The 11,519-nt window shown below is 72.2% G+C and carries 11 protein-coding genes; 8 read left to right on the top strand and 3 right to left on the bottom strand.

The features are described 5' to 3' along the window. On the bottom strand, positions 1-957 hold a 957-nt coding region (locus OP18_RS20130), incomplete at its 3' end, for a polysaccharide deacetylase family protein (protein WP_425388638.1). Between the two features lie 332 nt (positions 958-1,289). Continuing rightward, positions 1,290-1,844 carry a cupin domain-containing protein gene (locus tag OP18_RS20125; RefSeq protein WP_211273603.1) on the bottom strand — a complete coding sequence of 185 codons (555 nt, stop codon included), beginning with the start codon at positions 1,842-1,844 and terminating at the stop codon, positions 1,290-1,292. Between the two features lie 18 nt (positions 1,845-1,862). Between OP18_RS20125 and OP18_RS20120 the strand changes: the two genes are divergently transcribed. After that, positions 1,863-2,612: an SDR family oxidoreductase gene (locus OP18_RS20120; protein WP_033360475.1), complete on the top strand. Its 750-nt coding sequence runs from the start codon at positions 1,863-1,865 to the stop codon at positions 2,610-2,612. Positions 2,613-2,671: 59 nt separating this feature from the next. Beyond that, positions 2,672-3,520, top strand: a complete 849-nt coding sequence (locus OP18_RS20115; RefSeq protein ID WP_033360474.1) for an SMP-30/gluconolactonase/LRE family protein — start codon at positions 2,672-2,674, stop codon at positions 3,518-3,520. Between the two features lie 55 nt (positions 3,521-3,575). On the opposite strand, the gene OP18_RS20110 is transcribed toward OP18_RS20115, so the two are convergent. After that, complete coding sequence (locus tag OP18_RS20110) at positions 3,576-4,511, bottom strand: helix-turn-helix transcriptional regulator (protein WP_245635458.1); 936 nt, start codon at positions 4,509-4,511, stop codon at positions 3,576-3,578. Positions 4,512-4,697: 186 nt separating this feature from the next. Here OP18_RS20110 and OP18_RS20105 point away from each other — a divergent pair, with 186 nt between their 5' ends. The 6 genes from OP18_RS20105 to OP18_RS20080 all read left to right on the top strand — a co-directional run bounded on the left by OP18_RS20105 (position 4,698) and on the right by OP18_RS20080 (position 11,518). After that, on the top strand, positions 4,698-6,110 hold the full coding sequence (locus tag OP18_RS20105) for an MFS transporter (protein WP_033360472.1): 1,413 nt from the start codon (positions 4,698-4,700) through the stop codon (positions 6,108-6,110). 315 nt (positions 6,111-6,425) lie between these two features. Next, entirely contained in the window at positions 6,426-7,583 is a 1,158-nt protein-coding gene (locus OP18_RS20100) for an NADH:flavin oxidoreductase (RefSeq protein WP_245635457.1), read from the top strand. Positions 7,584-7,594: 11 nt separating this feature from the next. Beyond that, the gene (locus OP18_RS20095; RefSeq protein ID WP_033360470.1) at positions 7,595-8,827 is read left to right on the top strand and encodes an acyltransferase family protein; all 1,233 of its coding nucleotides are present in this window, start codon (positions 7,595-7,597) and stop codon (positions 8,825-8,827) included. Further along, the gene (locus OP18_RS20090) at positions 8,824-9,501 is read left to right on the top strand and encodes an HAD family hydrolase (RefSeq protein ID WP_033360469.1); all 678 of its coding nucleotides are present in this window, start codon (positions 8,824-8,826) and stop codon (positions 9,499-9,501) included. Before OP18_RS20095 ends, OP18_RS20090 begins: the two co-directional genes overlap by 4 nt. Before the next feature lie 174 nt (positions 9,502-9,675). Further along, entirely contained in the window at positions 9,676-10,587 is a 912-nt protein-coding gene (locus OP18_RS20085) for a ParB N-terminal domain-containing protein (RefSeq protein WP_052387013.1), read from the top strand. Positions 10,588-10,747: 160 nt separating this feature from the next. Beyond that, positions 10,748-11,518, top strand: coding sequence for an AAA family ATPase (locus OP18_RS20080; RefSeq protein ID WP_063745546.1), 771 nt, complete (start codon positions 10,748-10,750; stop codon positions 11,516-11,518). Position 11,519: the final 1 nt, after the last annotated feature.

The raw sequence follows: 11,519 nt of genomic DNA, 5'->3' as shown, positions 1-11,519 counted from the left end.
CTGGCCGTTGCAGCTGTAGATCTGCACCGCCGCGCCGTTGCCGGAGCCGGCGGCGTCCAGGCACATGCTGCCGTACACGGTCAGCTGCCGGCTCGACGTCAGCGTCCACTGCTGGTTCGTCCCGCCGTGGCAGTCGTACAGCTGCACGCGGGTGCCGTTGGTGCGCGAGGAGTTCGGCACGTCGACGCACCGACCCGACTGCGCGCCGACGATGCGCTTGGCCCCGGCCGGCGGCGGTGAGCTCGGCGAGGCGGAGCTCGGCGGCGGGGTGGTCGGGCTGGTGCCGTCGGGGGCGACCGCCCGGCCGGTCTGCGGGGAGATCATGCCGGCGCACAGGTTCCGCGCGGCGAGGCCCTGGGCGATGCGCGGGATGGCGGCGACGGTGTTGGCGGGCCAGTCGTGCATGAGGATGATCTGGCCGTTCGTGAGCCGGCCGGCGGCCTGGACGATCGCGTCGACGCTGGCGTTGTTCCAGTCCTGCGAGTCGACGTCCCAGATGATCTGGGTCAGGCCGTAGCGGGACAGGACCGACTGCAAGGTCGAGTTGGTCTCGCCGTACGGCGGCCGGAAGAGCTTCGGGGTGCCGCCGCCGGCGTTGGCGATGGCCTGCTGGGTGCGCGACACCTCCGAGTCGATCTGGGACTGGCTCATCTGGGTCAGGTGCGGGTGGGTGTAGCTGTGGTTGCCGACCCACATGCCGGCGTCGACCTGTGCCCGGACCTGGGCCGGGTACTGGGCGGCGTACTGGCCCTCGTTGAACATCGTGGCCCGCAGCCCGTTCTGGCGCAGGGTGTTGAGCAGGTTGGCGGTGTTGGTGCCGGGTCCGTCGTCGAAGGTGAGCCCGACGTACCCGTTGCAGGTGGCGGCGTTCGCCGGGGAGGCGGCCCAGGCGACGACGGTGGTGATGGCCGCGGCGGTCGAGACGGCGACTGCGGTGGCGAGCAGACGGCTACGCATGTTCATGGAGCGCGCGTTCCTCCTTTTGCAGGGCAGCGTGCAACGTACCGGTCGGCGTCCGGCGTTGACAGATGTCGATTGGGCCCAGTATTGGGTGACCCTGGCGACGGTGTCAAAGCTTTCGAAACCCCAGCTCAGCGCTCCGCAGTACGAACGGGGGCCTGGCGGGGGCGGATCGGTCGCCCGGCGGTGGCAACGGCGGCCACAACGACGGTCGCCGGTCCGGCCTGGGCGGCCGGACCGGCGACGGTGATGGAGGGGTCAGGTCAGAGCGGGCCGGCGTGCCGGCCGGCCCCGGTCGGCACGGTGGTCGATGCCCGGGGCCGCGGTCATCAGGACGGCCGTGGTGCCCGCCGGTCGCGCCGGCGCTCCAGTTCCTCGGGGTCCACCAGTCGCAGCATCGGTTCGCCCGGCACCATGATCATCACAACGACGAGCCGGAGCCACGTCGACGGCAGGTTGTTGGCGGTCTGGTAGTGGATGACGTCTCCGCCGGGCTCCCAGAACGCCTCACCGGCGCGGATCACGCGCTCGGGCTCGCCCTCCAGCTCGAAGATCATCTCGCCTTCGAGGACATAGCCGTACACCGGACCCGAGTGCCGGTGCGGCGGTGTGCCCGGATCGCCCGGCGGCACCTCGACGAGCACCGTCATCACCTCGGGCGCCTCCGGGACGAACGGTGGCGACTGGTCCAAGAGCATGGTCTGCAGTGTGAGGTCTTGTCGCATCGCAATCCCCAATGTCGAAGCCGGAAGCCGGAGCGGATCAACCGTCGCCATGCTCGCGCGCCGGCACCGGCACCGGCCACCTGCCGGCCGGATGAATTCCGCGCCCAGGTTTGCCGGCCGCCGAAACAGGTAGGCAGCGGCCATGCCGATGTCCGGCACAGCGAAGGAGCCGTAAAGATGCGAGTAGCCGTCGTCGGGGCCTCCGGACGGATCGGGTCCCTCACCGTCGACGCCCTGCGCCGCGACGGGCACGACACCGTCCCCATCAGCCGCACCCACGGCGTCGACGTCGTCACCGGCGGCGGCCTGGACGCCGCGCTCGCCGGGGTGGCCGCGGTCGTCGACGCCACCAGCACCAACGTCACGGACGAGGCCGAAGCCGTCGGCTTCTTCACCACCGCCACCGCCAACCTGCTGGCCGCCGGGCAGCGCGCCGGGGTCGGTCACCACGTCCTGCTGTCCGTCGCCGGGCTGCGCGCGATCGCCGGCAACGCCCACATGGCAGGCAAACGCGCGCAGGAGGCGGCGGTGGAGGCCGGGCCGGTCCCGTACACGGTCGTGCCCGCGACGCACTTCCACGACTTCGCCGCGATGGTCACCGGCTGGGTCGAACGGGACGGGACCGCCCAGCTGCCGCCGCTGCTCATCCAGCCGATCGCCCCCGCCGACGTCGCGGACGTCCTCGCGCGCGTCGCCACCGGCGCCCCGCAGGGCCGCCACCGCGATGTCGCCGGCCCGGAGCCGCAGGACCTGATCGACATGGCCCGCCGCACGCTCGCCGCCCAGGGCAGGAGCATCCGGCTCGTGCCGACCTGGCACGGGGGCGTCTTCGACGAGAGCGCGGCCGGCGACGTCCTGCTGCCCGCCGCCGACGCCGAGATCGCCCCGACCACCTTCGACGCGTGGCTGGCCACCCTGCGACCGTGAGCGGGCCGTCGTCGCCGTCGACCGAGCGGACGTCGGCGCCGTCATGGCAGAGTGGACCCGTGCGCGCTGAACCGATCACCGACCCGGTCACGTATCACGGCGAAGGACCGGTCTGGTCCGCGAGCTGGGGCGGGCTGCGCTGGGTGGACATGCTGGCCGGTGACATCCTGTCGCTGGCGGCCGACGCGACGGTCACCCGCCGGCACGTCGGCACCGTCGCGGCGGTGGTGCGTCCCCGCACCCGGGGCGGCGCCGTCATCGGCGTCGAGCGCGGGTTCGCGCTGGAGGACCCCGACGGCATGATCACCCACCTGCCGCCGGTGTGGGCCGACGGCGGCATCCGGATGAACGAGGGCGGCTGCGACCCCGACGGGCGCTTCTACTGCGGTTCGATGGCGTACGACCAGCGCCCCGGCGCCGCGTCCCTGTACCGGCTCGACCCCGACGGCTCGGTGCGGGTGGTGCTCGACGGCGTCACCATCTCCAACGGGCTGGAGTGGAGCCCGGACGGCTCCCGCGCGTACTACAACGACACCCCGACGGGCCAGGTGACGGTGTTCGACTACGACCCGGCCACCGGACTCACCGGCCGGCGGGCGTTCGTGACGGTCCCCGACCATCTCGGCCACCCCGACGGGCTCACCGTCGACGTCGAAGGCGGCGTGTGGGTCGCGCTGCACGGCGGTGGCGCCGTGCACCGCTACACCCCGGGCGGTGCCCTGGACGAGGTCGTCGAGCTGCCCACCGCCCAGGTCACCGCGTGCGCGTTCGGCGGCGAGCGCCTCGACGAGCTGTTCGTCACCACCTCGCGGGAGGGCATGGAACCGGGCGACGACCCGGTCGCCGGCACCCTCTTCCGGGCCGCCGCGGGCATCCAGGGCCTGCCCGTCCGGGCGTTCGCCGGCTGAAGCCTCCGCCGGCAGGAGCGCTGCGGCGGTCCGACGGGGACGGACCGCCGCAGCGCTAGAAGCCGCCGGAAGGCGGGCGGCGGAAGGCCGGGTCGGTGTCCGGCTCGAACGGGTCCAGCTCCCGCTGGTCGCCGCCGGCCGGCTGGCCGTCGAGCGCCGGGTCACCCATGTCGAGCAGGACGGTCGCGTCGTGGTCCGGGGTGTTGGGTGTGGCGTGGTAGGCGATCAGGCGCTGCCCGTCGGTGCCGTTCAGCGTCATCGCCTCGTACCCGAGGGTGAGCCGGCCGACCGTGGGGTGCCGGAACCGCTTGAGACCGTTGGTGTGCGCGTCGACCTCGTAGCGTTCCCAGAGGCTGGCGAACTCGTCGCTCTTGACCGTCAGCTCCCCGACGAGATGGACGAACTCCGGAGTGTGCGCGAACTCGCTCGCCATCGCGCGCAGGTGGGCGACGACGCCCGGGGCCATCTGCTCCCAGTCCTCGTACAGCCGGCGGGCGACCGGGTGCAGGAAGACGTAGCGGATGATGTTGCGCCGCGCGGGCGGCCACGCGTCGATCCCGGCCAGCAGGCGCAGCCCGGACGGGTTGGCGGCCAGCAGGTCGTTGATCGGGCCGACGACGTAGGCGGGGTTGGGGCGCAGCGCTTCCAGCAGGTGCCGCACGCCCGGGCGGACGCTGCGGGACAGCTGCGGCCGGCCGCGCTGCGCCGGGCGCCGGCCGGCCAGCTCCCGCAGGTGCCGGTGCTCGTCGCGGGTCAGCCGCAGCGCACCGGCGAGCGCGTCGACGACCGACTGGCTGGGCCTGGTCTCCCGGCCGCGTTCGAGGCGCGTGTAGTAGTCCACGCTCACCCCGGCGAGTGAGGCGACCTCCTCCCGGCGCAGCCCGGGGGTCCGCCGGACACCCGTGCCACCGGGCAGGCCGACCTCATCGGGGCGCACCGCCGCGCGGTGCGCACGAAGGAACGTGCCCAGCTCATTCTCCCGGTTCGTCACCATTCCAGTCTGGCAGCGTCACGGTGTGTCGCAAGCGCGGAGAGGGGGTGTACCACGCCCAGGTACGTCCGCGCCGATCTGGCTACGGTCGATGGGTCGGCACCGCAAGTCGCGCGGCATCTGCGTTGATCCGGTGCTGGCAGGCCTCGAACTCACCCTTATCCTAGGGATGTAAAGGGATTTAGCATGGCAACTGTCACACCACCGACCCAGACCCCGGCGGCGCCGGTCCAGGACCGCTCCGTCCGCCCGAACGCGGTGCTCGCGGCGGCCCTCCTCGGCTTCGTCGTGATCTCTCTCGACGCGCTGGTCGTCAACGTGGCGCTGCCCGACATCGGTCAGGACCTGCACGGTGGCATCGCCGGCCTGCAGTGGATCGTCGACGGCTACACCCTGACGTTCGCGGCGTTCATGCTCTCGGCGGGGGCGTTCTCCGACCGGGTCGGGGCGAGCCGCGCGTTCGCCGGCGGCCTGGTCGTGTTCACCGTCGCCTCGGTCGCCTGCGGGCTGGCCACCGAGATGTGGATGCTGGTGGCGGCCCGGCTCGTGCAGGGCCTGGCGGCGTCGGTGACCATGCCGGCCTCGCTCGCGCTGGTCCGTCAGGCGTTCCCGGACATGCACGAGCGCACCCGGGCCATCGCCACCTGGACCGCGGGCGGCGCCATCGCCACCACCGTCGGCCCCGCGTTCGGCGGGCTGCTCACCAGCGCGTGGAACTGGCGCACCATCTTCTTCATCAACCTGCCCATCGGCATCATCGGCCTCATCCTGCTGCGCCGGGCGCCGCACTCGCCGCGCCGCGCCGCGCCGCTGGACCTGCTCGGCCAGGTGCTCGCGGTCCTCGGCCTGGCCGGGCTGACCGTCGGCGTCATCGAGGGCGGCGACCGTGGCTACGGTGCGCCGGAGGTGATCGGCGCGTTCGTGCTCGCCGCCGTCGCGGTGATCGCCTTCCTGTTCGTCGAGCACCGTCAGGAGCACCCGACGATGCCGCTCGGGCTGTTCCGGCTCCGCCCGGTGTCGATCTCGATCGCCGCCGGGTTCGCCGTCAACGTGGCCTGGTACGGCACGATCTTCCTGCTGAGCCTGTTCTTCCAGCAGGAGCTGCACCGCAACGCGCTGGTCTCCGGCCTCATGTTCGTGCCGACGACCGCGCTGGTGGCACTGTCCAACCTCTTCGTCGCGGCCAAGGTGATCCAGCGCTTCGGTCCCCGGCTGCCGATGGTGATCGGGCAGGCGGGCACCGTGGTGGGGCTGATCCTGCTGCTGTTCGTCGACGCGGACACCCCGCCCGCCCTGGTGGCGCTGGTCGCCGTGCCGGTCGGGTTCGCCGGTGCGCTAGCCGTGCCCGCGCTGACCGGCCTGCTGCTCGGCAGCGTGGAGGCGGAGCGGGCGGGCACCGCGGCCGGCGTGCTCAACACCATCCGGCAGACGGGTGGCGCGATCGCGGTCGCCGTCTTCGGGGCGCTGGTGGCCTCGCAGGCCGGCTTCGCCGCCGGCATGCGGATCAGCCTCGCGATCGCCGCGATCGCGCTGGGCCTCACCGCCGTGCTGACGTTCGCCGCGCTGCCCGGCCGAAAGGCGCCCGCCGCCGACCGCTGAGGTCATTCACCGGACAATTCCACAGCCGGGCCCTCCGGCGTCAGCCCGTAATGAAAGGGGTGGCGCCGGCGGGCCGAAAGGCATTGTCCGGCGATTCATCCAGGCCCACCCGGCCAACTGTGCAAATTGCATGGTTGGCCACTTCGGCGTCTTGGCGGAACTTACGTTTCGGAAAACTTCCCGTCTCCGACATGTTTCCGGACTGTTGAGTCTTACGGCGTGAATATCCATCGGCTTTCGCGAATGCTGAATGCGTGTAAGGCTGATTGCGGCAGCCAACGGAATCGCACGTCGAGACGCGATAGGAGGATTGCCGTGACCGTAGTCGAGCCGGCCTTCCGGGCCGGAACAGCACAGGGCACGACGGCGGCGCCGGAGGTGGCGGCGCTGTTCGAGCCGTTCACCGTCAACGGGCTGATGCTGCCCAACCGCATCGCGATGGCGCCGATGACCAGGTACATGTCGCCGGGCGGGGTGCCGGACGCGGCGGTGGCGGGCTACTACGCCCGGCGCGCCGAGGGCGGCACCGGCCTGATCATCACCGAGGGGACGCTGGTCGGCGACCCGGCCTGTGTGGCGCCGGCCGGCGTGCCGCGCATCCACGGCGAGGACGCCCTGGCCGGCTGGGCCGGCGTGGTCGACGCCGTGCACGCGGCCGGCGGGACGATCGTGCCGCAGCTGTGGCACGTCGGCATCTACCGGGAGCCCGGCTTCGTGCCCGAGCCCCCGCTCACCGCGGTCGGCCCCTCGGGGCTCGACCTGGCCGGCGAGCCGTTCACCGAGCCGATGACCGACGCGCAGCTCGCCGTGGCGGTCGACGCCTACGTACGGGCCGCCGTGGACGCCCAGCGGATCGGCTTCGACGGCGTCGAGCTGCACGCCGCGCACGGCTTCCTGATCGACCAGTTCCTGTGGCCGGCCACGAACCGGCGCACCGACGCCTACGGCGGCCCGCCGGCCGCCCGGGCCCGCTTCGGGGCCGAGGTGGTCGCCGCGATCCGGCGCGCCACCGGCCCGGACTTCCCGATCATCCTGCGCTTCTCGCAGTGGAAGGTGACCGACTTCCAGGCGCGGATCGCGCAGGACCCGGACGAGCTGGCCGACCTGCTGGCACCGCTGACCGCCGCGGGCGTCGACGCCTACCACGTGTCGACGCGGCGCTTCTGGCTGCCCGCCTTCGACGGCTCGCGGCTCAGCCTGCCGGCGTGGACCAGGCGGGTCACCGGCCGGCCGGTGATCGCGGTCGGCTCGGTGGGGCTGGCCGACAGCGACTTCCAGGAGGCCTTCGAGGGCGCGGCGACGCGGCCCGCCTCCCTGGAGCGCGCCGTCGCCGCCGTCGAGGCAGGCGAGTTCGACCTGCTGGCCGTGGGCCGCGCGGTCCTGTCCGACCCGTACTGGGCGGCGAAGATCCGCGACGGCCGCACGGACGAGCTGCGCCCGTTCGACCCCGCATCGCTGGAGACGCTGACGTGAGAGGACCCCAGATGCCTGACGCCGAACCGACCACCGGGGCCGCGGTCGCCGCGGCCGAGCGCCGACCGGACCTGCCCGCCCTCACCGGCATGCGGATCTTCGGCGCGCTGGGCGTGTTCCTGCTGCACTCGCTGATGCTGGCCGATCCGCTGAAGCCGGCCGTGCCCATGAGCTTCTTCGCCGACCGGGACATCGCGGTGCCCGTCGCGCACCTCGTCGGCAAGGCCGGCTTCATCGGGGTGTCGTTCTTCTTCGTGCTCAGCGGCTTCGTGCTCGCCTGGTCGGCCCGGCCGGTGCTGGACCGCAGGGCGTTCATCCGGCGGCGGCTGACGAAGATCTTCCCGAACCACGTGGTGCTCTGGATCGTGACCGTGGTGCTGGTCCCCGCCGCCGTGATCGGGTTCTGGCGGCCGACCGCCAACCTGCTGCTGCTGCACGCCTGGGTCGACGATCCGAAGACCTTCATCAGCGTCAACTCCCCGAGCTGGTCGCTCTGCTGTGAGCTGCTGTTCTACGTGTGCTTCCCGTTCCTGATCGGACCGGTGCGGCGCATCGGCGAGTCGCGGCTGTGGGCGTGGGCCGGTGCCATGCTCGCCGGCACGGTCGGCATCGCGCTGATCAACTTCTTCCTGGTGCCCGACCACCCGCGCTCGTCGCTGCTGCCGATGGCGGTGCCGCAGCAGTGGTTCGGCTACATCTTCCCGCTGCCGCGGCTGTTCGAGTTCGTGCTCGGCATGCTGCTGGCCCGGCTCGTCATCGCCGGGCGCTGGCCGGCGATCAGGCTCTGGCACGCCGTGGCGCTGTCCGTCGCCGGCTACGTCTGGACGCTGTACACCCCGTCGCCGTTCGACTTCATCGTCGCCATGATCGTGCCCATCGCGGTGCTCATCCCGACCGCGGCCACGGCCGACCTGGCCGGCGGCGCCCGGTTCCTGCGCAGCCGGCCGATGGTCTGGCTGGGCAAGATCTCCTTCGCCTTCTACCTGTGCCAGGGCGTGGTGCTGTTCCAGGGCCGGCTGTGGCTGGGCGGGGACCGCACCTACAGCGCCCCGGTCGCCCTGGGGTTGTGGCTCACCCTGTTCGCGGCGACGCTGCTGGTCGGCTGGCTGCTGTTCATGGTGGTCGAGGAGCCCATGATGCAGCGCTTCAGCCGCCGGCGGGCCCGCCCGGCGGCGGTCGAGACGCCGCCGGCAGCGGCACCGGCCGCGGCGCCGGCGGTCACCGAGACGGCGGTGGCCGGGTGACGGAGCCCACCCGGCTCGTGTTCAGCGACGTCGACGAGACGTTGATCCGGGCCAAGAGCATGTTCGAGTTCCTGGCCTTCTACCTGGTGGAGCGGCTCGGGCCGGCCGGGCGTGAGCTGGCCGCGTCGGTCCGCCGCGACCTGCTCGCCCAGGCCGCCGCCGGGGTACCCCGGGCGGAGACCAACCGGGCGTACTACCGGGCGTGGACGGGCGCCGAGGTGCGCGACGTCGTGCTGGCCGGCCGGCGCTGGTTCGACGCCGGCCGGCGCCGCCCCGCCTTCTTCCACGCCGACGTGCTCGCCGCGCTGCGCGCCCACCGCGCGGCCGGCGCGCACCTGGTGCTGGTCTCCGGGGCGTTCGCACCCATCGTCGAGCCGATCGCCAGGAGCATCGGGGCGCGGCACGTGGAGGTGACCCGGCTGGAGGTGCGCGACGGGCGGTACACCGGCGAGCTGCTGGGCCCGCCGGTGATCGGCGAGGTCAAGGGCGAGCGGGTGCGGGCCCTGCTGCACGCCTATCCGGCGGTGCCGGCCGAGGACTGCTACGCCTACGGCGACCACATCTCCGACCTGCCGATGCTGGCCGAGGTCGGGCACCCGGTGATCGTCGGCGACGACCCGGCGCTGCCCGCGCGGCTGCCCGGCGCTCCCGTGCTGGCGGGCGCCATGACATAGATGGTTATAAATTGGATGCGTCGGGTAACGACGGTGACGGCATGTGGAGCGTCCACACACTGACACACAGAGACGGGGGTAGGGACCTTGTGGGCCGAAGGCTCGAGGCAGCCGGCAACGGCGGCAACGGCGGTCAGGTCTTCGCGGGAGGAGCAGCCGTACGAGCTCTCGCCGGTGCAGGCCGTGCCGGTCGCGCAGCTGCGCCGCGGTGACTCGCCCCGCACCGCGGGCGAGGTGGACGAACACGTCAGGGTGCTGGCCGACATCGGCGCGGTGCACGAGCCGATCATCGTGCACCGCGCCTCGATGCGGGTCATCGACGGGATGCACCGGCTGCGGGCGGCGATCCTGCGCGGCGAGCAGACCATCGCCGCGCGGTTCTTCGACGGCTGCGAGCGTGAGGCGTTCATCCTCGCGGTGCAGCAGAACACCGCCCACGGCTACCCGCTCAGCCGCAAGGACCGCACCACGGCGGCGATGCGCATCTTCGGCTCGCACCCGCAGTGGTCGGACCGCGCCATCGCCCGCGTCGTCGGGCTCTCGGCCGGCACCGTCGGCGCGCTGCGCAGGTCGATGGCCGCGCAGCTGCCGCCGATCGAGTCCCGGCTGGGCCATGACGGGCGGCTGCGGCCGGTCAGCCCGGCCACCGGCCGGCAACGCGCCGTCGAGCTGATCACCGAGAACCCCGACGCCTCGCTGCGGCGGATCGCCCGCGAGGCCGGCATCTCCCCGCGAACGGTGCGCGACGTCCGCGACCGGCTCACCCGCGGCGACGACCCCGTGGCGCCGAAACGACCGCGGGCGGACCCGGTCGCGCGCACCCGCAACGCCCGGTCCGGCGGCGGTGCCGGGGGAGACGGCCGGTGGCTGGACATGCTCAAGCGTGATCCCTCGCTGCGGCTCACCGAACGCGGCAGGCTGATGCTGCGCCTGCTGACCTCGGCCGCCGTGCTGGCGGGCGCCCGCGCTGACCTGCTGGACAACCTTCCGGCACACTGCCTCGACATTCTCGCCTCCGCCGCCCAGGAATGCGGCGAGACCTGGCTGCGCTTCTCCGCGGAATTACGGTCACGCCGCTCCGCCTGAGCATTTCGAAACCGCCGGGCAACCATTGTGAAATGGTTGTCCGGCGGTTTTTTCGTGGTCCGGGTCACGTCAAAAATGATGCCGGGAACGCCCTGTGCAGCGGCCCGCCTGGCTGCCAGGATCGGCTTGTCCAGGAATCGCCACGACGAAAGGAGTGTCGGTGACCGAAAAGATTCGTCTCGCCATTTCCGGCACCTACTCGACCGGGAAGAGCACGACCACCGAGGCGCTCTCCATCGCCACCGGAATTCCGCGGACGCACGCCATGACCTCACGCGAGATCCTCATGGAGATGGTCCCCGGCAAGACGGTGATGGAGCTCAACGCGATGGAGCTCGTCCTGCTCGCCATGCGCCGGTTCGAGGAGCGGGTGCACAACGAGGGCGTCGGCGTCGACTCGTTCATCTCCGACGGCGGCTGCGTGCACGAATGGGTCTACTTCGAGGCCCGGATGCGCATCGGGATCAACCCCGGCAACGCGTGGTGGCTCGGCGCCCTCAAGACCCTCGCCGGCCTGCCGGTCAAGCGGTTCTACCAGCAGTACACCGACATGCTCGGGGTGGTCACGAAGGCCCGTGCCCGGCGCGTGTACGACGCGTACGTCCACCTGCCGGTCGAGTTCGACATGGACCCGGACGGGCACCGGCCGGTGTCGGAGCCGTTCCGCCGCCTCTCCGAGCAGCTGCTGCTGGAGGCGTTGGAGGAGGTGGGGCTGCCGTACCACATCGTCGGCGGCACCGTCCGCGAACGGCTGGAGAAGATCATCAGCATCTTCGACTTCCCGGTGATCGTCCCGCTGGACGAGGCGATCGAGGAGGCCGAGCGGCGGGTCGCCTCGGCCATCGAGGTGCTCAAGTCCGACGCCCGCTACCACGAGGCCCAACGGCAGAAGTCGCTGCGGCGGCGTATCGCCTGGGCACTGCGGTACTGAC

It is taken from the genome of Dactylosporangium aurantiacum (genome assembly GCF_000716715.1).
In the GTDB taxonomy this organism is placed as follows: Bacteria; Actinomycetota; Actinomycetes; order Mycobacteriales; family Micromonosporaceae; genus Dactylosporangium; species Dactylosporangium aurantiacum.
This window is presented reverse-complemented; position numbering and strand designations above follow the sequence as displayed.

What these genes read in the sequence shown, in the direction of transcription:
- OP18_RS20120 (WP_033360475.1), top strand. Translation starts at nt 1,863, where the DNA reads ATGCGAGTAGCCGTCGTCGGGGCCTCCGGACGGATCGGGTCCCTCACC.
- OP18_RS20105 (WP_033360472.1), top strand. Translation starts at nt 4,698, where the DNA reads ATGGCAACTGTCACACCACCGACCCAGACCCCGGCGGCGCCGGTCCAG.
- OP18_RS20095 (WP_033360470.1), top strand. Translation starts at nt 7,595, where the DNA reads ATGCCTGACGCCGAACCGACCACCGGGGCCGCGGTCGCCGCGGCCGAG.